At 46.2% G+C, this 20,858-nt stretch carries 22 protein-coding genes and 2 riboswitches; of the genes, 8 read left to right on the top strand and 14 right to left on the bottom strand.

Annotated features, from left to right (window positions below; genetic code table 11):
- Window positions 1–16: 16 nt before the first annotated feature.
- Together ACLUWI_RS05850 and ACLUWI_RS05845 are read left to right on the top strand one after the other, a co-directional pair.
- Window positions 17–424: a hypothetical protein gene (locus ACLUWI_RS05850; protein WP_412146562.1), complete on the top strand. Its 408-nt coding sequence runs from the start codon at window positions 17–19 to the stop codon at window positions 422–424.
- Window positions 425–427: 3 nt separating this feature from the next.
- Window positions 428–895: a hypothetical protein gene (locus tag ACLUWI_RS05845; protein ID WP_412146561.1), complete on the top strand. Its 468-nt coding sequence runs from the start codon at window positions 428–430 to the stop codon at window positions 893–895.
- A gap of 236 nt (window positions 896–1,131) precedes the next feature.
- Here the strand turns inward: ACLUWI_RS05845 and ACLUWI_RS05840 are convergent, their stop codons facing one another.
- A complete protein-coding gene (locus ACLUWI_RS05840; protein ID WP_412146560.1) occupies window positions 1,132–1,989 on the bottom strand; it encodes an SAM-dependent methyltransferase in 858 nt (285 codons plus the stop codon).
- A 3-nt stretch (window positions 1,990–1,992) separates the two neighbouring features.
- A complete protein-coding gene (locus tag ACLUWI_RS05835; protein WP_412146559.1) occupies window positions 1,993–2,409 on the bottom strand; it encodes a helix-turn-helix domain-containing protein in 417 nt (138 codons plus the stop codon).
- A gap of 138 nt (window positions 2,410–2,547) precedes the next feature.
- Here ACLUWI_RS05835 and ACLUWI_RS05830 point away from each other — a divergent pair, with 138 nt between their 5' ends.
- Window positions 2,548–3,507, top strand: a complete 960-nt coding sequence (locus tag ACLUWI_RS05830; RefSeq protein ID WP_412146558.1) for an alpha/beta hydrolase — start codon at window positions 2,548–2,550, stop codon at window positions 3,505–3,507.
- A 171-nt stretch (window positions 3,508–3,678) separates the two neighbouring features.
- On the opposite strand, the gene ACLUWI_RS05825 is transcribed toward ACLUWI_RS05830, so the two are convergent.
- The 4 genes from ACLUWI_RS05825 to ACLUWI_RS05810 are packed head-to-tail and all read right to left on the bottom strand — an operon-like array spanning window position 3,679 to window position 6,700.
- Entirely contained in the window at window positions 3,679–4,038 is a 360-nt protein-coding gene (locus ACLUWI_RS05825) for a hypothetical protein (protein ID WP_412146557.1), read from the bottom strand.
- Window positions 4,039–4,082: 44 nt separating this feature from the next.
- Window positions 4,083–4,736: an energy-coupling factor transporter transmembrane component T family protein gene (locus ACLUWI_RS05820; protein WP_412146556.1), complete on the bottom strand. Its 654-nt coding sequence runs from the start codon at window positions 4,734–4,736 to the stop codon at window positions 4,083–4,085.
- A complete protein-coding gene (locus tag ACLUWI_RS05815) occupies window positions 4,737–6,122 on the bottom strand; it encodes an ATP-binding cassette domain-containing protein (protein WP_412146555.1) in 1,386 nt (461 codons plus the stop codon).
- Window positions 6,122–6,700, bottom strand: coding sequence for an ECF transporter S component (locus ACLUWI_RS05810; protein WP_169461653.1), 579 nt, complete (start codon window positions 6,698–6,700; stop codon window positions 6,122–6,124). Before ACLUWI_RS05810 ends, ACLUWI_RS05815 begins: the two co-directional genes overlap by 1 nt.
- Before the next feature lie 88 nt (window positions 6,701–6,788).
- Window positions 6,789–6,878, bottom strand: a riboswitch (TPP riboswitch).
- Between the two features lie 256 nt (window positions 6,879–7,134).
- On the opposite strand from ACLUWI_RS05810, the gene hemH reads away from it, so the two are divergent.
- Window positions 7,135–8,151, top strand: a complete 1,017-nt coding sequence (gene hemH / locus ACLUWI_RS05805; RefSeq protein ID WP_412146554.1) for a ferrochelatase — start codon at window positions 7,135–7,137, stop codon at window positions 8,149–8,151.
- Between the two features lie 50 nt (window positions 8,152–8,201).
- Here the strand turns inward: hemH and ACLUWI_RS05800 are convergent, their stop codons facing one another.
- A complete protein-coding gene (locus tag ACLUWI_RS05800; protein ID WP_272215417.1) occupies window positions 8,202–9,161 on the bottom strand; it encodes a nucleoside hydrolase in 960 nt (319 codons plus the stop codon).
- Window positions 9,162–9,341: 180 nt separating this feature from the next.
- Between ACLUWI_RS05800 and ACLUWI_RS05795 the strand changes: the two genes are divergently transcribed.
- A complete protein-coding gene (locus tag ACLUWI_RS05795) occupies window positions 9,342–10,349 on the top strand; it encodes an NAD(P)/FAD-dependent oxidoreductase (protein ID WP_412146553.1) in 1,008 nt (335 codons plus the stop codon).
- A 107-nt stretch (window positions 10,350–10,456) separates the two neighbouring features.
- Here the strand turns inward: ACLUWI_RS05795 and ACLUWI_RS05790 are convergent, their stop codons facing one another.
- From ACLUWI_RS05790 to ACLUWI_RS05775, 4 genes are all read right to left on the bottom strand, one after another.
- Complete coding sequence (locus ACLUWI_RS05790; RefSeq protein WP_412146552.1) at window positions 10,457–10,783, bottom strand: heavy metal-binding domain-containing protein; 327 nt, start codon at window positions 10,781–10,783, stop codon at window positions 10,457–10,459.
- Between the two features lie 15 nt (window positions 10,784–10,798).
- Window positions 10,799–11,467 (bottom strand): NAD(P)H-dependent oxidoreductase, encoded by a 669-nt coding sequence (locus ACLUWI_RS05785; protein ID WP_412146551.1) that lies wholly within the window; start codon window positions 11,465–11,467, stop codon window positions 10,799–10,801.
- Window positions 11,468–11,611: 144 nt separating this feature from the next.
- Window positions 11,612–13,744: an LTA synthase family protein gene (locus ACLUWI_RS05780; protein ID WP_412146550.1), complete on the bottom strand. Its 2,133-nt coding sequence runs from the start codon at window positions 13,742–13,744 to the stop codon at window positions 11,612–11,614.
- A gap of 129 nt (window positions 13,745–13,873) precedes the next feature.
- Window positions 13,874–14,134, bottom strand: coding sequence for a hypothetical protein (locus ACLUWI_RS05775; protein WP_272215410.1), 261 nt, complete (start codon window positions 14,132–14,134; stop codon window positions 13,874–13,876).
- Window positions 14,135–14,263: 129 nt separating this feature from the next.
- On the opposite strand from ACLUWI_RS05775, the gene ACLUWI_RS05770 reads away from it, so the two are divergent.
- Entirely contained in the window at window positions 14,264–14,920 is a 657-nt protein-coding gene (locus ACLUWI_RS05770; RefSeq protein WP_412146549.1) for a histidine phosphatase family protein, read from the top strand.
- A gap of 63 nt (window positions 14,921–14,983) precedes the next feature.
- Here the strand turns inward: ACLUWI_RS05770 and ACLUWI_RS05765 are convergent, their stop codons facing one another.
- The 3 genes from ACLUWI_RS05765 to ACLUWI_RS05755 all read right to left on the bottom strand — a co-directional run bounded on the left by ACLUWI_RS05765 (window position 14,984) and on the right by ACLUWI_RS05755 (window position 19,020).
- Entirely contained in the window at window positions 14,984–16,426 is a 1,443-nt protein-coding gene (locus ACLUWI_RS05765; RefSeq protein WP_412146548.1) for a C69 family dipeptidase, read from the bottom strand.
- 85 nt (window positions 16,427–16,511) lie between these two features.
- Window positions 16,512–17,867 carry a nucleobase:cation symporter-2 family protein gene (locus tag ACLUWI_RS05760; protein ID WP_412146547.1) on the bottom strand — a complete coding sequence of 452 codons (1,356 nt, stop codon included), beginning with the start codon at window positions 17,865–17,867 and terminating at the stop codon, window positions 16,512–16,514.
- A 63-nt stretch (window positions 17,868–17,930) separates the two neighbouring features.
- Window positions 17,931–18,028, bottom strand: a riboswitch (purine riboswitch).
- Between the two features lie 71 nt (window positions 18,029–18,099).
- Window positions 18,100–19,020 (bottom strand): magnesium transporter CorA family protein, encoded by a 921-nt coding sequence (locus ACLUWI_RS05755; protein WP_412146546.1) that lies wholly within the window; start codon window positions 19,018–19,020, stop codon window positions 18,100–18,102.
- Between the two features lie 124 nt (window positions 19,021–19,144).
- On the opposite strand from ACLUWI_RS05755, the gene ACLUWI_RS05750 reads away from it, so the two are divergent.
- On the top strand, window positions 19,145–20,047 hold the full coding sequence (locus ACLUWI_RS05750) for an RluA family pseudouridine synthase (protein WP_412146545.1): 903 nt from the start codon (window positions 19,145–19,147) through the stop codon (window positions 20,045–20,047).
- Window positions 20,048–20,077: 30 nt separating this feature from the next.
- A complete protein-coding gene (locus ACLUWI_RS05745) occupies window positions 20,078–20,857 on the top strand; it encodes a TerC family protein (protein ID WP_412146544.1) in 780 nt (259 codons plus the stop codon).
- Window position 20,858: the final 1 nt, after the last annotated feature.

The raw sequence follows: 20,858 nt of genomic DNA, 5'->3' as shown, positions 1-20,858 counted from the left end.
AGGAGATTTTTTTAAAATGAAGAAAGTATCGAACAACGTCATCAAAGTGATTGCCATTTCCACGGTTACGATGCTGATTGCGCTGACTTTGGAACTGCTGATGTATCATCAACATGGCACGTCACTGGTCAGCGGCACGGTTTTATGGCGTGCTGGACTGATTATCGCGCTTTCGGTTGTCGTTGATTTTTTGGCGGCGCTGGACTGGCGTTTTGATGGTTATGTAACGGTATTGGTAATGCTGTATTATGCTGCCGCGGACTGGGGTGCTTTTGAGGTGGTGCGGCCTAAAGCTTCCGTCTACGGGATATTCGTACAGGTGTTGGCAATCCTGGGCATCATTCTTTGTATTGCCGGAATCTGGTATGGTATTAAGCAGCGTCACTACTACTCAATCCAGGAAATCAATAAAATGGGGCGATAAGCGATGGAATTAACGGTGAATGATTATCTAACCCAGCTGGATAAAGCAAAAACGCAGACGGATGATGCTGACGCGGCTCAGATTCAGCAGTCGGCAACGCTGGCAAAGGGGCTGCGGTTTGTAATTGATCAGCTTGATGCTGGCTATCTGGCTCGTTATGCGTGGCAAGTAGCTATGCCAAGTGGTGATTCACTTGAAGTGGCGCTGGAAACCAACTTGATCAATATACCGATGCAAGAGGCTGCGCGTCTTGATCCTAAGCTTTTAGAAGGTACGGATGCCAAACCGGTTAATCTGTATCTGGTGGCATCGGGAACTGATTTGAATGCTTCAGGTTTGAGAATTGATGAGTTGGCTGCTGCTGATGAGTTAAACGGCTCAATCACCGTGCTGACTGAAAAAATGCAGGTCTGGGTAACGAAACAGCTGGTACAGACTAATGAGAACCGGGCGGCTAAAGCAACTGAATAATTTGCATGAGAGCTTTAAGTATGCTATTCTAGCCATTGCGATGAGTCGAGAGGTCAGGCAGCCGACCCTTGTTTGGCTGCCCCGCGCGAGCGGAAATGACATTTCGAGCGGGGCCCGTTAACTTGCCGGATTGCAAGGGGCCTGGCAATGGCGAAAGTGGACGTTCGTCATTAGCCTGAGATAGCATCAATACGCAGAAAGACCACCGGAGGATTTTTCCTTCGGTGGTCTTTTGCTTAACGTGCCAAATAGATCTGTTCATCGATCAAGTCAAATGAATGCAACTGCTCATTTACTTTCTGCAGCTCAGCATCTTGTGTCAGCTGAGCATTTTGCCAGAATTTAGCTGAGTCAGTAGCGCCGTTTTTTTCGCCGATGACCAACAGTTTGACTTCCGGATAGTCTTTGCGCAGCAGCTGCAGGACTTCCCAATCAATTTCCAGCTTGTCTGGCGACCATGACATGATGACGTAATCAACTTGACTGCCATATTTTTTAATTGCAGCTAGGGCATCTAGGGGCTCAATCGTAGTGACAGGATGCTTACCAGTTTCGTTTTCCTTGGTCCAGTCAGTGCTGTCAGTGGCAAAAATCGTTTGTGCTGGCCGCAGATTCCGCAAACCGTTGGAGATATAGCCATTCCCCGCCATGATTTCAAGTGTTGGCCGTCCGTGCAGATATTCTGAAAGGGCCTTGATATAAGGAGCATTGACGTAAGACCACATGCCATAGGTTTCTTCCAGATAGTCGCGATAATTGCGCAAGAGACGGTCCAGTTTCGGCAGGGCATCTACGTAGCGATTCCAGATTCGGTCGCCTTCTGGATTGCCTTGTGGATATTGCTCGTTGACCTTTTTAAAGATGATGTCTTGAATGTTGTCGGGCAGCAGCAGTTTAGGCAGTGGCTGCGGCAAAAGACCATTTTTGATCAGCCGATCGCTTTCCAAAACGTTATTGATCAGAAACTTAATCTGCGGAAAATCATCGAACAGATCGCGATAGGTCGTCAACTGCTCGATGTACGGCTGCTTTTTAACGACTTGATGGGCTTTTTTAACTTGTTTTTTGAGTTTCTTTAACTGCTTGGGATTCATTGATTACTCCTTAAAATCAAGGTTCAGTTCTTCTTGCTTGCCGTAGAAGGTATCGGTTTCACTGCGCTGGCTGCGTCCTTTCAGATAGCCATTGATTAATTGAAAAATTTCATAGCGATCCTGGCTGGTTAAGACGGTATCTTCAAACAGCAGATCTTGATTTGAGAAGAAAAGTTTTGCCAAGTCATGACCGTCACGTTCAGTTCGACCACATAGATAATCCATGCTGACGTCAAAAAATTCGGCTACTTTACGAACCTCAACGAATGAAGGGTTACGGATGCCACGTTCCCAGTTGCCGATCTGAGTTGGCGTGTTGGGTCTTTCGCCAGGTCCCAGATGCTCGTTCAATGCTTGGGCAAGTTCCTTTAGGGTGATGTTTTGGCCTTTTCTTAAGGCACGCAGACGTTCTGGAAACATACGCTCACTTCCTTAATTAATTTGTTATGATTATTTTATCATCATTTAAACAACAGAGCGTGTAAAAAGAATTTCGACAATCAAAATAAAATCTGCTAAACTGGTATCACTGTGAGTTTGAGAAAAAGAGGGATAATTTTGCATCATCAATCCAAGAAACATTGGTGGCTGCGCTGGCTGATCGGCATAACAGCAACGCTTTTGATCGTAATTTTTGTTGCGGGCGGCTACTTTTTTCATGTGGCAATGGTGCCGGGACACAAAGACTTTATCAATAACAATCCGAAAATCGTTAAGAGTGATCCCTTGTATCAGCAGAAAAAGTGGTACCAAGACGTTCATAAAACGCGTTGGACGATCAAATCTGCAACCGGCAACTATCGATTGGATGCCTGGTACGTACCAGCGGCTAAAAAGACCAATAAGAGCGTTTTGATCGCGCATGGTTTTATGGGTAATAAGGATCAGATGGGAGCCTATGCCGCGCTGTTTCATCAGTTGGGCTATAACGTCCTGGTTCCCGATGCCCGCGCGCAGGGACAAAGCGAGGGCAAGTATATTGGTTATGGCTGGCCGGAACGCTATGACGAGCGCAAATGGATCGACAAGCTGATCAAGTATCATGGTCAAGACAGCCAGATCGTGATGTTTGGTGTCAGCATGGGTGGGGCGACGACTATGATGACCAGTGGCATCCAGCTTCCACGCCAGGTTAAGGCCTTTGTTGAGGACTGCGGCTATTCCAGTCTGGCAGCTGAGATCGATTATGAGGCCCAGAATCTATATCACCTGCCATGGCTGGTCCGTAAGCCTTTGGAAGGATCACTGAGTATCATCAACCGGATCGCTAATGGTTTTTATCTGCATGATGCCAGCTCAACGACAATGCTGAACCGGAATCAGCGGCCAATGCTGTTTATTCATGGGGCTAATGATGATTTTGTACCGACACGAATGGTATACCAAAACTATCAAGCAACGCGAGGGCCTAAGCAGCTCTGGGTTGTCAAAGGTGCAGCGCATGCTAAGTCGTTTGCCACGCATCCCAAGGCTTATCAAAAGCACGTTCAGGAATTTTTGAATCAATACGTAAAATAAGCGGATTGGCTGAAAAAACGTTGGAGAATGAATGTTGTCGTTGCTAATCACTTTACAGTGTTAAAATCGAGTTAAAGACCTTACTGAAATCCAAACGATTTTAGCAAGGTCTTTTGATTTTCTAAAAAATCCCTGCCCCATTACTGAGACAAGGATTTAATAACTTGCAGACTAGAATTCCTGATTATGGTCTTGGGGATGGCGGCCCAATAAAACTGCGATTCCCATAGCAATGTTGTAGATTAAAAGTACTAGAGCCAGCAGCAGTGCAAAGGCTGCCAGAATGCTGAACAAACCGCCTAAATGAGCCAGATTCTGCATGTTGGCTGCTCCAATGATTACAAAAATCGCAATCATGTACAGGAGAGGGAAGATCTGACTCCAAAAGGCCTTGACAGCGTTTTGGCGCACCTCGTTGAAACCTTGATATTTTGCGATAATCCAGACGATCAATGGAAAGATGACCGGCAAAAAGAAAATACTGAAATAGGCTAGCGCGCTGACGATTCGCTGACCGAATTTGTTATCCATAAATTGTACCCCTCCAAATATTTTCTTTGATTATATCTAATCATTCATGGTAGGGCAAATGTGATAATTTGTATTAAAATGACACTAATTGATAATATTAGCCAATCGCGAGCCGTCAATGCGATCTGGTGAACGCTGGTCCGCGCTCGATCCTCAACATAGCCGTGTGATTCCATAGCCTGCGCCAGTTGATCTGACCAGGTGATGGCATGCAGAATTGCTTTGAAATAAAGTGTTGGCGACCACCAGGACAGATTGATGCCCCGCATTTGGCCAGCCGCGCGAATCGTTTTAACCGCCATTTTAATCCGAGGAATCAGATTGACGGCCGCCAGCGTTCCATAGGCAAACTTGCTGGGCAGGTGCAGATTTTGTTCCAGAGAACGGGTGAGTTCCAGTGGACTGGTGGTCTGTGTAATGGCCGCGCCGGTAAAAACGTAGACATAGATTCGTGAAAATAGGACCCAGGCATAAAAATAGTCATGACCAGGACTGAACCAGGCAATCGTGATAAATACCGCGACTGCTGGAAATAGCGGCATTAAAAACAGCCAGCCAAACAAGCGGAGCCGAATACGCTTAGTCAAAAGATAGGCGATGGCAATCATAATTAGGACCAGATTGATCGTTAAATGACGCGTAAACGAGACTTCTAAAGCAATAATCAGCACCAACAACAGTTTAAAACTTGGATTCATTTAAAATTCCTCCCGATAGCTGAGCCGACCGTCTGCTAGGTTCACGTGCCGATCAATCAGCTTTTCCAGCCCCCCCAGCTGGTGGCTGATAATAATCATCGTTTGCGGATAGACTTTCTGGCTGGTCTTGATCAGTTCAACGACATTGTGCAGCGAATGAAGGTCAAGACCGCTAAAAGGCTCATCCAACAGCAGAACCGGCTGCCCCATCATCAGCATTAAAAGCAGCTGCAGCTTTTTTTGCTGCCCGCCAGAAAGCGAATAGACCACGCGATCCTGCAATTTGCTCAAGCCAAGCAGCCTAAGTGCCGCGGTCAGGTGTTCATTATCAAAGTAAGGGTTGCGACCCTTTTTAAGACTCAGTGCCAATTCTTCTTTAACCGTCACGCTAAGAAACTGGTCGACGGCATGTTGGAAGACATAGCCGACCTGTTGAGCATAGCGGCGCGGCTTGATTTTTTGACTGTTCTGACCATCATAGACGATCGTTCCCTGATAGGCTGCCAAGTGCGTAATAGCCTTAAATAATGAGGACTTCCCGGTTCCGGTCGCACCAGTCAGCAGCGTTGTCTGATTTTTGAAAAACGAAAAGTCGTTTGCCGTGATCAGTTTTTCATCCCCATGTTCAATCACCACGTTTTTGAGGGTTAGAATCGGCTGGTCGCTGGCAGTTGGCAGTTTGACATGGTGGACTGTGGCGACCAGCTGATCGGCTGACTTAAGCAGCGCATCACTGGCAGCAGCGTCAAGCAACTGCGCATGCTGATTTTCAAAATGAATGATCTGTTTAGCCAAGCCGCGATAGCCATGCAGATCGTGATCAGCAACGATAATCGTTTTGTGATACTTTTCCTGCAGTAAGGTTAGCTGGTGGATCAACAAGCTCCGATTATGGTTGTCAATGCTGGCAAACGGCTCATCCAACAGTAGAATATCGGTATCCATCGCGACTAAAACGGCTAAGGCGGCCCGCTGCTGCTCGCCACCTGACATTGTGGTCAATTGGCGATCGCGTAAGTGCTCAATGCCGCAAAATTTTAGGGCATGCTCAATGCGGACGGGCATTTCGCTGGATGGCAGCTGGAGATTTTCCAAGGCAAATTCTAATTCATGCTGTGGCGTATCAAGCGCGAACTGCATCCCAGGATCCTGAAACATCATGGCGACCGTTAAATCATTAGGCAGTTTGATGTTTCCCCGTAGGATTCGGCCGCCGTATTTGGGCAGCAGACCGGCTAAGAGGCGCATTAGCGTGGATTTACCGCTGCCGGAAGCACCATAAAAGAGCGTCCAGGAATTAACCGGGATTGTCAGCGTAACATCTTTTAACGTCGTATGCTTTGGCGTATATGCAAAAGTCAGATTGTCGATTGCCAAATGAGTCATTAGTCGTTAAATTCCTCGCGTTTCATGACGTGCGAGCGTTCCAGCAGCCGTTCGATCAGCATTACCAAAACGCCGCAGAAGAAGAACATTGAAAGCAGCCGGCCACTAAAGTAGTAAACGTTTTTGAAGCCAAACTTGTTGTAGCCATTGCGGAACCAATCCCAGGCAAACGTAACGATTGTCGTGGTAATGGTCGTTGCAACGGCTCCCAGCCAGTCATAGTGCTTGTAGCCGGTCAACGTAAAGCCCAGTTCGCTGGCAATTCCTTGGACAGCACCAGAAATCAGGTTGGCAGCCCCCCATTGATCGCCAATCAGTGCTTCGCCAGCGGCACCTAAAAATTCACCTAAAAAGGGCGCGCCTGGCTTTTTCAGCATGAATCCTGCCATCGGACCGGCCATGCACCAAAGCCCCATGGTTAGATCGTTGCCCATCATTGGCAGCTTGAGCGGTGTAAAGACAATGGTCAGCGCGTTGTACATAAAGGCAGCTGCCCAGTAGATTACCCCAAAGATAATGCCAACCAGTGCGAGCAGAATAATATCACGCAGATGAAACTTGTTATTTTTTTTGGCCATGAAAGACCCTCCTAATGATTGAAAATTTCAATCATCCGTCCAAAAGAAAACCCACTATGGAAAAATCCACAGTGGGGCTGATTACAACAGATTATTTACCGTATCTCCCTTCGCTGGTATTATCCAGAGCAGGTTCAATGGGTATTATCTCAGCCGTATGGCACCCCAGACATGAATGATTGATCGTTTTCATATTACAAAATAACTGGGCATAGTGCAAGCCGTCATAAATTTTATCGAAGTTTAATTTGAAAACCAAAAAAGGATTTAACTGAGAAATTGGTTTGCATCAAGGCGGGGTTGAATTTGTTGAAATTAGCTGATAATCATTTGATTAGCTTAAACACAATATATAGCACTTAGAGTCAAAACTAGCTACTATATGTCGTGCTAGAATATTCTTATTGAATTCCAACAAATTAAGAGGCAAGACTATGAAGAAAAATCAAAAAGGCATTCTGCTGGTTAATCTCGGAACGCCAAGTGATCCCAGCGTTCCCGCGGTGACTGAATTTCTAGGGCGATTCTTAAGCGATCGGCGGGTCATTCATCTATCGCCATTGATCTGGCAGCCAATCCTAAATATGATGGTGCTGCCCCAACATGCTCCCAAGTCGGCAGCCAATTATGAGAAACTCTGGTCGTCAGAAATTGGTTCACCCTTGCTGCACTATACCCAGCGTCAGGCTCAGCTGCTGCAAAAGCGTCTGCCGGATTATACGGTTCGCTATGCTATGAGCTACAGTCAGCCGCTGATCGGTGCAGTCTTAAAAGAATTTGAGTTTCAAGGAATTACCGATTTAACGATTATTCCAATGTATCCGCAGTATTCAACTACGACCACGGCTTCGGTTCAAGATGACGTTGCCCGTTTTTACCAGGATCGAAAAACGGTTCCCGAAATTAGATTTGTCAGTGATTACAGCAGCTTTTGGCCGTATATCAAAGCACTATCGAATAAACTGCAAAAAGCAGCTGCTAAAATGAAGCCAGATGCAATCGTCTTTTCATATCACGGCATTCCGCTCAGTTATCAAAAGGCTGGGGATCCATACGCTCAGCGCTGCCGGCAAACGACCATGGCAGTAATTGAGCGCTTGGGCTTGCATATTCCTTGCTTTCAAGCCTATCAGTCGCGTTTTGGACCAGCAAAATGGCTGACCCCGGCCACCAAAGATCTTTTAACCGCGTTGCCTAAACAAGGCTATCGTAAAGTATTGGTTGTCGCGCCTAGTTTTACGGCTGACTGTCTGGAGACGATTCAGGAATTGGGCGAGGAGAACCGAGACGCCTTTTTGGCTGCTGGTGGAAGCGAATATCAATTGCTGCCAGCCTTAAATGATGATGCCGAGTGGGTTGAGGCTTTAGTGCAATTAACGTTATTAAACGCTGTAATGCCGGCTCAGAACGCGGCCATGGATCTGCCATCAGCCGATCTGCAAATCGAATAGGATCGAAAAAACCTCATCGACAAGCGCCGATGAGGTTTTTTATTTAGTAATTAGTGTTCTTTCAAGATGCCGTTCAAACGTTCCATGAATACTTTCAAGTAACGTTCCTTATCAACGTTAACAGCAACCTTGACGTTTGGATTAGGATCGTTCAAACGTGAATTGTCACCAATCGTCCGGCCGTAGTTGTGTTCTTCGTAGTCAACCTTCATGAACAGGCTGATCGTTTGAACGAAGGTAGGGTCGATGGAGACGCCGACTGCCAGCGGATCGTGCAGGGCACAGCCGTTCTTGTCGATGTCCAGGTTGTAGTAGGCATCAATGTAGAAGTCGGTAATGTCAGCGTAGGCCTTACCCGCTTTTGTACCCAGATCACGCCATTGCTGCGTTTCCTTCTTAGTCAAAAGCGTGCGCAGCGTAACGTCCAAACCAACCATCGTTAATGGCAGGTCACTTTGCAGCACCGTGTTGGCAGCCTTGGCGTCTTGGTTGATGTTGGCTTCAGCAACGTCGGTAACGTTACCTTCAACCGTCAATGCACCACCCATGAACGTAACATTGCCGATCAGGTGAGCAATTTCAGGATCCTTTTCCAGGGCAGCGGCCAGGTTGGTCATTGGGCCAGTAGGGATGATGATCAAATCCTTACCGTACTTGTGGGCTGCTTCGATGTAGAAGTCGACACCGGATTCGGCTTCAACGGCACGCTTAGGAGTTGGCAGTTCAACATCGCCAATTCCGTTGTTACCGTGAATGTCTTTAGAAACCTGCATAACTTCAAAGCTGTCAGTCGTGCTGGAGTGTGGCAGACCCTTGTAGACTGGCACATCGGTTTGACCCAGCAGCTCCAAAAGCTTCAGACTGTTTTCAGCACAGACGTCCAGCAGGTTGTTGCCGTAGGAAGCCACGATCCCGATCAGATCAACTTCTGGATCAGCAACTGCGTAAGCCAGCGCCAAAGCGTCGTCAACACCTGTGTCCAGGTCTAAAATCATTTTCTTTTTAGCCATTGATTGATTTCCTCCGAATGAGTATTGTTAGATAACGTTTACAATTACATAATAACCAAAAACCGATTAAAACTCAAACATTGTTTTAACAACAATTAAACCGTTTTATTAAAATTGAGGCGCTAAGCCGTGGTACAATGGCTTTTGTCGTAGAAAAGATTTTTTTAAACGAGGTAAATGATGATGGAACAGACATATGACGTAACGATTGTTGGTGGCGGCCCTGCCGGAATGTTTGCTGCTTTTTATGCTGGTCTGCATGAATTAAAGGCGCAGCTGATTGAAAGCCTGCCTCAGCTTGGCGGCCAGGTTGCTGCGCTCTACCCAGAAAAGCAGATCTGGGACGTGGCTGGTGAAGTTGGCGTGCAGGGACGAGAACTGATTGCCAAGCTAGAAAAACAGATGGCCATTGCGCCAATTGACCAGTTTTTAGGCGAGCAGGTTACCAATGTCGTTAAGCTGGCTGACGGGACCTTCAAGATCGAATCGGCACAGCGAACGTCCTATTCCAAAGCCGTAGTGATTGCATTGGGCAACGGCGCCTTTTCACCACGCAGACTGGCATTGGATGGTGCTGAACAGTTGGAAGGACAACAAGTACGCTATTTTGTCAGCAATCAGGCCGATTTTGCCGATCAGCGCGTGGCAGTGCTAGGTGGCGGTGATTCAGCAATTGATATGGCTTTGATGTTAGAGCCGATTGCCAAAGAGGTCCACCTGATTCATCGCCGGGATGCCTTTCGTGCTTTGGAACATACCGTCTCCCAGCTGAAAAAATCACAGGTTCAGGTTGAAACGCCATACCTGCCTAAAGATCTGCGGCTGAATGCGGATGACTCGGTTGAGCTGACCCTTAAAAAAATGCGGTCGGATGAAGAAAAACATCTGAAAGTAGACAAAATTTTAGTTAACTATGGCTTTACCTCCAACAACGCTGCGCTGAATGAGTGGGAACTGCCATTGGCAAGCGAGCGGGGACTGATCAAGGTTGGCTCTAAAATGGAAACCAGCGTCCCTGGCGTCTATGCAATTGGCGATGGCGTTACCTATCCTGGGAAAGCAGCGCTGATTGCAGTTGGCTTTGGCGAGGCGCCAATTGCGATTACGGCTTTAGCTAAAGAGCTTTACCCTAAAAAACGAATGGCTACGCACAGCTCATCGATGCACATCAAATCGCAAAATGACTAAAAAGAATCTACACTATCTGGTGTTGGCGGCTGCCAATGCCAGATTTTTTCGTAAGAAAAGAGCCAGGCGGCATTTTGCAGCCTGGCTCTTAATCAATCAATTAGTTATCAATCGGTGAATTTTACAGCCGTGCCATAAGCAACGACGGACTGCATGTCGGTTCCGATTGAGCCAGAATCAAAGCGCATCATGACCACAGCATCAGCATTCTTGGCCTCGGCATCCTCGCGCAGGCGGGCAATCGCAACCTCACGCGATTCGTGCAGCATTTTAGTATAGGCTTTGATCTCGCCGCCAACCACGTTTTTCAGGCCGGCGCCGATGTTGGAAAAAACGTTTTTGGACTGGGTGGTAACGCCAAAGACTTCGCCTAAAACTTCATAGTTGTGACCTGGGATCTTTTCAGTCGTCGTAACCAGTATTTCTTTCGTCATGTTCTTGCCCCTTGTCTATTTGATCGTTCGGTAGATGTCAGAAATAGCCTGCCGTGATTTAGGCTTAATCGGCTCATCACGATAGCCGAAACTTACCATAACGGCCACTCCCCAGTGCTGGCGGTCTAAAATGCCTTTTTCAGCCAGGTAGGCTTCGACTTTTTCGCGATTAAAGCCCTCAATTGGACAGGAATCAATCTTTAGCGCGGCAGCTGCTGCCATCATATTGGCCATGGCAATGTAGCACTGTTTGGCTGCCCAGTCAAAACGGGTGCGTTCATCATTAATGTCCATGTCGGTTTCTTGAAAATGCTTAAAGGCCAGTGATGATTTGGAATTGGGATCGTATTCGTGGCGTTTGACATCTTGGACCATGTATTTTACGTAGTCGCTGTCGTAGGTAACGTCTTTTCTGGCAAAAATCAAGAGCAGCTTGTCGGCGCCATTGATGCTGTTGACGGCTCCCCAAGCGATAGGCTTAAGATCTTGACGCATCTGCGGATTATCGAGCTCAACGAACTGCCACGGTTCATAGCCAAACGAACTGGGCGAAAGGCGGCCCACTTCCAGAATCGTGCGCCAGTCATCATCGTCAACTTTGCGATCGGGATCAAACTTTTTGGTAGCGTAGCGGCGGTTGGCAACTTCAATCAGTTTTTCTTGAATCTCTTCATGTTCACGCATAATACAGTTCACGCCTTTCTAAATCGATTTATTTTAATTTTATCATGAATTTTAGGACTGATTAAGCGGGTTCAAAGCGAAACAAAAAAGTCCAGCGTCCGCTTTGAACCAGACGTTGGACTTAAAAATAAAGCAAACGCAACCTTAATTACCATTGCCATCAGGATTGGTAATCTTGATTCGGTTGGAACTCGTAGCAGAGTGACCTTGTTCGGGAGCGTTGGTGCTATAGCTGTCAGTAGTGGTCTTGTCGTTATTCTTGGAGAAGATGCTGGTTGATTGAATGCCCTTGGACTTTTCGATCTTCTTTTCCTTCTTTAATCCATTGGCATAGTTGTAGTCTTTTGGATTGACGGCCTTAAAGCCTTTTGGATGGTAGAAGCGCAACAGATTCTTCTCGTTAAGCGAATCAGACAGGGCCAGTTCCTCAGAGACCTTCTTTTGATCGGCTCGCAGCTGTTTTTTCTCCTGCTTGGTCAGCTTAGCCAGCTTACCAGTCGAATTAAGATAGATCTTGCCGCTGATGCTGGTGTACTTTGGCGTCACGAAGTCTTGGTTGCGCAAGGCAACTACTTGATCGTGCTGTGAGCTAAACAGGTCGGTTCCAAACTGGATATAGCGCTTAGTGCTGATCCCCAGCAGATGCAGCAGCGTTGGCAGCACGTCGATTTCGCCGCCATAGGTACTGTAGATGCCACCGTGACCACCAGAGCCAGGGATAACGAACATCAGCGGCACCCGCTGCATCTGAACATTGTCAAAGTCGGTCCAGTCATCAGCATTCTTGCCTAAGACACTGGCCAGGTTCTTGTTTTCTGAATTAGAGATCCCATAATGGTCACCATAAATCATGATGATTGATTTCTTGGCCAGGCCGGTCTTATTAAGATAGTTAAAGAATTCCTGCAGCGACTGATCAAGATAGTGCGCGGTAACGAAGTAGTTGTCAACCGTTGACGATCCAGTATTCGTCGTCGTGAAATTGGAGTCTTTATCCTCATCATCAAGATCAAATGGGAAGTGGTTGGTAACCGTTAAGTATTTGACATAGAACGGCTGCTGCAAGTGCTGCAGATACTTGATCGAGTCCGCAAACAGCAGCTTATCTTTTAAGCCATACCCAGTTGCCTTGTCGCCGGACGTGTCGAAATAACTGGCATCAAAGAAGTATTGATAGCCAAGGTTTTTGTAGACGTTGTTGCGGTTCCAGAAGCTGGCAACGTTGCCATGGAAAACCGCTGAGGTATATCCAGCCCGCTGCTTCAAGATGGCGGGCGCGGCCTGGAAGGTGTTGTCATTGCCTAGCGTTGCAAACAGTGAACCTTGCGAAAGTCCATACGTGCTGGTTTCCAACATGTTTTCCGCATCTGAGGTCTTGCCTTGACCAACCTGATTAAAGAAGTTGGAGAAGGCATAGGTGTCTTGTCCATGATACAGTGAATTTAAAAATGGCGTAACTTCTTGACCGTTGATTTTTTTATCGATCAGGAACTGTTGGAAGCTTTCCAGGTGAATAACGATTACGTTGCGGCCCTTGGCAATCCCAAACAGCTTTTTGTTCGGCGCGGCATAATGCTCTTTAGTAAACTTCTCAACGGTCTTAAGCTGTGATTTGGTAGCACTCTTGCGCATTTGACTGACGTGCTCGGATTTAACCAGGTCATAGCCCGTAAACGCATCCAGCCCTAAGTACTTAACGATGTAGACGCGGTCAAACGTCCGCCCCAAGAGCTGGGGACGATCCATTTCCGCCACCATCAGATTCAAGCCGCAGATGACTAATGAAACTGAGGTGAAGGCAAATGCCAGTCGGTGCGAAAAAGCGCGGGGATCAAACTTGATTTTTCTAAAGAGCATTAAGAGCAGGATGATGACTATATCAAGCCAGTAGAAAACATCATGAAAATTGGTCAATGCCAAAGAACTGCCGCTGAGGCCCTGATTGACTTTTGAGTAGCCGGTCATGGTGGCAATCGTCATAAAGTCCGTAAATTCACGGTAGTAAATAACATTTAAGTATAATAGCAGTGTATTGGCAATGTCGATTCCCATTAAAACAGGATAGAAAAAGCGCGATCGCTTAAAGTAAAATGCCAGACCAAACAATAGCAGGGTGGTTCCCAATGGATTGATCAGGACGATTAGATATTGAATCAAGCCCTGAGCGCCTAATTTAAAATCAGTGAAGTAGGCAATTAAGGTTTTAATCCAAAAAAGGAACACCAAGAGGGCAAAAAAGCCAATCCTGGTGTTCACGAGTTTGCTTAATCGTTTCATGTCGAAAAATATCCTCGCAGTTATATGATTCTTAACATACCCATAAAAGAGCTTAACGTCAATCATTCTAGCACAAATTCAGCTTGTGCAAGTAGATTGCGGCAAAACGTTGAGGAAACTTAATCAGATTTACGCTTTTACCGGTGCTGGATCAAGCAACCAGTCATAATGAAACAGTCTTTTGAGCTGACGGTTGACGGGAATCCAGATTTGCGCGTGCCAGATGTCTTTTAATGATGCCAAAAAGATCTGGTCATGCTGATGTTTGGCAGTTAGTGGCAACCGCAGAATCTGGCCGGTTTCGGTTTTGACGGTAATCGTCTTGCCATTCATCCCAACGATCTGGGCGGCGACGACATCTTGTTCAGAATGTGGATTACGTAGTTCCATGCAACATCCCTTCTTTCGATGCTTTTAATGTTACGGGAAATATTTGAAGAATCTATGATGGGCACCTTATGTTATCCTTAAGTTTAAGAAAGCGTTACAATCGCTTTAGAATCAAAGGGGGTACTGAGCTTGAAAAAGTTGAATATCTATCTGGTACGGCATGGTCAGACGTACTACAACATCTATAACAAGCTGCAGGGCTGGAGCAATTCGCCGTTGACGCAAAAGGGAATGCAGGATGCGCGCAATGCAGGGGAAAAGCTGGCCAAGATTCATTTTGACGCGGCTTTTTGCAGTGACACTACCCGCGCTGAAGTAACGATGCAGACGATCCTGGACATGAATCAAGCAGATTCGGTCAAACAGCCAATAACGGCACCATACTTTAGAGAAGAGTTCTATGGCTATTTTGAAGGCGCCAATATGGATGAGGCCTGGTATCTGGCTGGGGCGCCACATGGTTTGCCGACTTTTAAGGCCATCGTTGAAAAATATAATATTGGTCAGGCCAAAGACTGGCTAAAAGATGCCGATCCATTTCACCATGCAGAAAACAATACTGAATACTGGGCTCGCGTCGATCAGGGAATTGAGCTGATTCGGCAGGCTGATGTTCCAGATAATGCCAATATTCTATGGGTTAGTCATGGCAATACGCTGCTTAGCCTAATGGAACGCTTTGGCCACGGCAAGTACGATTTAACGGTGCGTCCGGAAAATGGCAGTCTGACCAAGCTGATCTTAACTGACAATAGTGTTGAGGTTGAATACTACAACCGTAAATAACTGCAGACAAATAAAAAAATCGCGTGTAGTCAGACTTAATGCTGACCGTACGCGATTTTTGATTTAAAGATTATCGCCAAGCTCAAACTGATACTTGGAGTCAAGCAGCGATTGTTTGATCAGACTGCTGAGCAGCGCGTGGGTCCGTTTAGTAACCTCAGCGGCCGTCTGCAGATTGGCTTTGGTAAGGAAGTTGTTCAGCTCACCTTCCTCAAGATCTGCTGCTTGTTGGTCGATTTGGTCAATTCGTTGCAGGCCAAAGCTTTGACAGCCATCACGATATTCATTGATCTCGTTGATAAATTTGTGATAGCGTGGTTCAACGATAACGGCCAGTGTTTTATACATCCAATAAGCGCTGTTGGGATCAACCTCGGCGCCAGCTTTTTGGTAGTTGGCTGGTGTATCAGAGATGTTGGTATAAAACGGTACGTATGGACTGTAGCAATAGAAACCGAAATTGATCCATTGAATGGCGGCAAATTCTTTTGGCACGTGATTGCGAATCTGAAGAATACAAGAGCTTTGATTGCGGTCAAGTGAGATTGAGCGGAACTTGCGCTGATCTTCCTTGGTTCCCGAGGCAAAGGTTCCCATTGGATCATATGGCGTGCCATTGTAATGAGAAGAAAGAAAGGTCTCAACGTCTTCGATGGCAATCTTCTTTTCTGGCCGTCGCAAGAATGGCATGTTCTGACTGATTGGGTCCTGTTCGATGGATGGATTGAACAGCTTTTGTCCATACCAGGTTCGGGGCGTGTTATAGTAACTGTCGGCCTCGCTCTGCGTTCCGAAGATGTTGCGATAGTTAAAGGTCGTTGGGTCGGGATTCAGATGGTTCTTTTCGACGAATGACTTTAAAGTTGATGCATACATGAAGTTGTCGGGATCGTTAAAGTTGATTTCTTGAATCACCATGATGTTGGGACAGATGGCATAACAGTCGTCTGGAATGCGTTGAGCGGCCCATTGATGGCCAGCACCGGTTTCAAAGTACCAGACTTCATCTTGATCGGCAAAGGCAATCCCATTGCACTCGCCGGTTCCGTACTGTTCGATCAGCTTACCAAGCCGGGCAACGCCTTCTCGGGCAGTTTTGATAAATGGTAGTACCAGATACAGCATAGAATCCTCATCGATGCCATTTTTAACCAATGGATCATGGCCTAGACAGCGAGCATTGGTACCTTCAGTTTCGGTAGCGCTCATTGCCACATTGTATTCATTGATACCCTGTTCGTCCCAGCGCCCTTTGATCTCATTTTCTTGAGCGTTTGGTGTAGCCGTAAAGCGACAGCCATGACCATGAAGCGGAATTTTAACGCCTGAGTATTCAGAAACAAACTCTTCATCATAGTCGCGAGCCGGAAAGACTTTGAAAGTTTTTTGGTTGATGCCGCTTTCGCCGTCTTCATCACGCGCAATAATGGTTGAGCCATCAATCGTTGCCTTTTTGCCGACCAGCATTGCCGTGCATGAAGAATGAGATGAACCAAAATGTTCCATATGAAACAAAACCCCTTTCAAGTTAGATCTGGCTTTATTTTACAACTAAAAAGGCACCAGTGAAGCAATCACTGATACCTTAATCTTAATTTTCGTTCATAACTGGATCAGCAGCTTTGGGACTAGTCTTGATTTTGCTTTGCACCGGCTTTTTGAAGTCCTGCCAGTTAAAGATCAGATTTAAGATTACGGCTGCCAGACTTCCAACGACCACCCCGTTGCCCAGAATAATCTGCGCCTCGGTAGCCAGATGCTGAAAAATCTGTGGATAAACGGTTACGCCAAGCCCCAGTCCAATTGACATCGAAGCGACCAACAGATTGCTGTTCTGATTCAGATCAGCCTTTTGCAGAATCTGAATTCCTTGCACGCCGACCATGCCAAACATCACGATCATGGCACCACCCAAGACTGGAGTTGGAATAATCGTTGCCAATGCCCCAGCTTTAGGCAGCAGTCCCAGTACTAAAAGCAGGAAGGCGGCGTAATAGACCGGCTTGCGGGTTTTGACACCAGACATGCGCAGCACGCCGACATTTTGCGAGAACGTTGAGTAGGGGAAAGTATTGAAGATTCCGCCCAGAATGGCAGCGATCCCTTCCGCACGATAGCCGCGCTTCATATCGTCTTCAGTGATCTTTTGACCAGTCACGTCGCTTAGAGCAAAGTAGACGCCAGTCGATTCAATCATTGTTGTTAAAGAAACCAGCATCATGGTAACGATCGCACTGCCGTTGTACTTAGGAACGCCAAAGTAAAAGATTTGCGGCAAATGGAACCAGGAAGCTTGAGCAACCGGGGTTAATGAAACCATGCCAAACACACCAGCAATAAGAGAAGCAATCAAAATTCCAAGCAGAATTGCGATTGATTTAACAAAACCTTTGGCAAATGCGTTGATTGCTAAAATAATAACAATCGTTAAAAAGCCAATTGCCAAGTTGGCTGGAGCGCCGAATGACTTGGCAGCTGCAGAGCCACCGCCAAGATTTTGAAAACCAACCGGCACCAGCGTAAAGCCGATAATGGTAATCAAAGATCCGGTTACGACTGGTGGGAACAATTTTTTCATTTTGGCAAACAAGCCGGCAATCAAAAAGACGAAGATTCCGGCACAGATGATGGCACCATACATGTAGGCAATGCCCAGCTTGCCACCAATTGATTCCAAAGGAGCAACCGACTGAACTGCACAGCCTAAGACAACTGGTAAGCCAATCCCTGTCAGTGGGGTTTTACGCAACTGCAGCAAAGTAGCAATCCCGCACATAAAGATGTCAATCGAAACCAGATAAGTCATCTGAGCCGTGTTGAAATGCAGAAAGTTGCCAATCAAAAGTGGGACCAGGACGTCACCTGAGTACATGGCCAGCAAGTGTTGAAAGCCAAGAACCAGATTTTTGCCAAAGTCGTTTATTTTTCCCTGTGATGCACTATTCAAAATTTTTCCTCCTGCGTCAGCCCATACCGACTAAGCTAAAAAGTCGCCATGGCAGGCAACCATGACGACTTTTTGGCTGCTTATAGTCCTGAATTTACGGTTCAGGGTAGAAACTCTCGCCCGTATTGCGAGAATATATAGGCTTAACTATAATTTAACAAGATTTATCTTAACATAGTCCGAACTTTATTACAAAGAAAAGCTTAATTATCAATTAAATACCGAACTAATTTTACCGCCACCAATGCCGATTGAATAGAAACCAAATCGACAATAGGATCATGATTAGGGTAATCACAATCGTAATCTGCCAAGCCCATTCGCTTTGGGCAAAAGGCAGTGAGCGGACATTTTGCCCATAAAAACCGGAAACGATGGGTGGAATTGCTAAAACAATCGAATAAATAGTCAGGAATTTCATAGTTTGGTTCAGATTGCTATCCAAGACCTTGCTGTAGGCGTCAGAAACACGAGCCGAGACATCGGATGTCATCTGGGCCATTTCTAAACCTTGCTGAGCTTCAACGATGATGTCGTCCAGATCGTTAAGCTGACGATGCGACATTCGATGGCTGAAGCGTCGTTTGAATTCTTCAAGTAAGGAGACGTTGCCTTTTAGTGAGGTTAGGATATAAACCAGACCAGTTTCAATTTCCATGAATTCAGTAATCGCCTTGCGTTCCGTGTGATTCTGCAGGTTGCGCTGAATCTGCTGACGCTGTTGATCGGCGCGACGAATTGGTCCAAAATAGCTGGTTGAAAGCTTGTATAGGGTTGGCAAGATGAAATCAAAACGATCATTGACTGGTCCGCGTTTTTTCATGGCCTTGAGCTGCTTGGCCAAGATGCCGTTGACAAAGTTGGTTTGGGCATTGGTAAAGGTCAAAACGTTATTGGCCGTCAGCATGATACCAATTGGCGCCGTTTGGGGTGCTGAGACCTCATGCGTTGGTACATAGACGTCAAAAATCAGCAAGGTGACACCGGCATCACGATCAACCTCAACCCGCGCCTTTTCATAGGGGTCAATGGCATAATCCAGAAGTTCTTTAGTGACTTCATATTTGTTGATCAAATCCTCACGTTCATGAGGCAAGGGCTCAAACACGCTGATCCAATAGCTTTGTTCATTGATTAGTTCGGCACTCAACATGATTATACCCTCCGTGAAAATTGGTCTTTAGGTATAATTCAACTATTTAACGCGCTAAAATTCAACCCAGGCAGCCAGAAGAACTAAAAAAAGTATCAAATAATCATCAATTAAGGGGATTACGATGGAAAAAAACTGGAAAATTATCGAGACGCTGGCAAATAATCAGTCGCCCAAAACGCTGCGTGACCTGCTGCAAAAGCAATGGCTGCTGCCACGACGCTTTGTATATTATCTCAGAACGCGCCATAACGTTTTGGTCAATGGTCAATATTATCCTGTCAATCATAAAGTGCAACCGGCAGATATAGTTGAGCTGAATTTTAATGGTGATGAGTTTCGGACGCCGCAAACGCATTATCGACCAACTCCACAGCCGCGACTGGACGTGTTGTTTGAGAATCGCGACGTCTTGGTAGTTAATAAACCAGCAGGACAAAAAATGCATCCTAATCAGCCACTTGAAACTGGGACTCTGCTCAACGATGCAGCCGGTTATTTAAAAACTTCAGCAGCTGATGCCTTTATGGTGCACCGGCTTGATCAAGCAACCAGCGGCGCCGTAGCAATTGCTAAAAATCCGATTGTCGTACCGATTTTGGATCGCTGCATCAGTCAAGGACAAATGCATCGCCAATATCTCGCGCTGGTGGCCGGCAACATTGCTCAAGATACGGGAAAATTTGATTGGCCAATTGGCAGAGATCTGCTTGATCAGCGCAAGCGGCGGGTTAATGGTTTTGCAAGTCAGCCGGCACTGACCTATTATCAGGTTGCCTGGCGCGGTAAGAATGTCTCGCTGGTCAGACTGCAATTGGCAACCGGTCGGACTCACCAGTTAAGAGTTCACCTGGCTTATAGCGGTCATCCAATCATCGGTGATCCGCTGTATGGCACAATTGAAGCTTCGCGAATGATGCTGCATGGCATTAAGCAGCAGCTGGTTTTGCCGTTTACTGAAAAAATTCAAACAATTCAGGCACCAATAGATGACGAATTCAAACGAATTTTGTTAAAATACAAATAAAGAGACAACAAATAGATAAGGAGGAGTTCATTGTCACTTTTAACTAAGCTTTACGGACCGTTCTTTGACTTGCACAACTGGGAAGCTGTGATAACTTCAAGTCAGGATTGGCTGATCATCCTTTCACTGGTATTGATCGAATGTCTGTTATCCGTGGACAATGCAGTGGTCTTGGCAGCTCAGACGCGGGTTCTGCCGACGCTTAAAGAACAAGAAGAATCTCTGTTTTATGGGATTTGGGGATCTTACATCTTCCGTTTCTTGATTATTGGACTTGGCGTTTACCTGATTCATTTCTGGGAAATCAAGGTCATTGGGGCTGCCTACCTGGTATATCTGGCCTATCGTTTCTTCCGCTATAAGTTTCAGGGCAATCCGAAACGGCGTAGCAAGCAGGCCAGTCCCAAGGCTAACCGTAAAGGCCTAACTGGTCGTAAGCGTTTCTGGTGGGTCGTCGCCCAGATTGAGTTCATGGACATCATATTTTCCGTTGATTCTGTGTTGGCTTCACTTGCAATTTCCTCAAATCCAGTGATTGTTTTGATTGGTGGATTAATTGGTATCATTTGTATGCGGGGAATTGCCGAAGTGATTATGCGCTTGATGAACAAGATTCCAGAATTAGAGCCAATGGCGTATATCTTGATTCTGTTCGTTGCCATTAAGCTGTTCTTATCGATTCCGGCAATTGATATTGAGATTCCTTCAAGTGCTTTTGGGATCTTTGTGTTGGCCGTTTTCGTTATTACGATTATCGTGCATTTGGTACGGCGCAAAAAGCATGCGCAGGCAACCAATAAAAAGGAGTAGT

The sequence above is a fragment of the Limosilactobacillus mucosae genome (assembly GCF_046939755.1).
In the GTDB taxonomy this organism is placed as follows: domain Bacteria; phylum Bacillota; class Bacilli; order Lactobacillales; family Lactobacillaceae; genus Limosilactobacillus; species Limosilactobacillus mucosae_A.
This window is presented reverse-complemented; position numbering and strand designations above follow the sequence as displayed.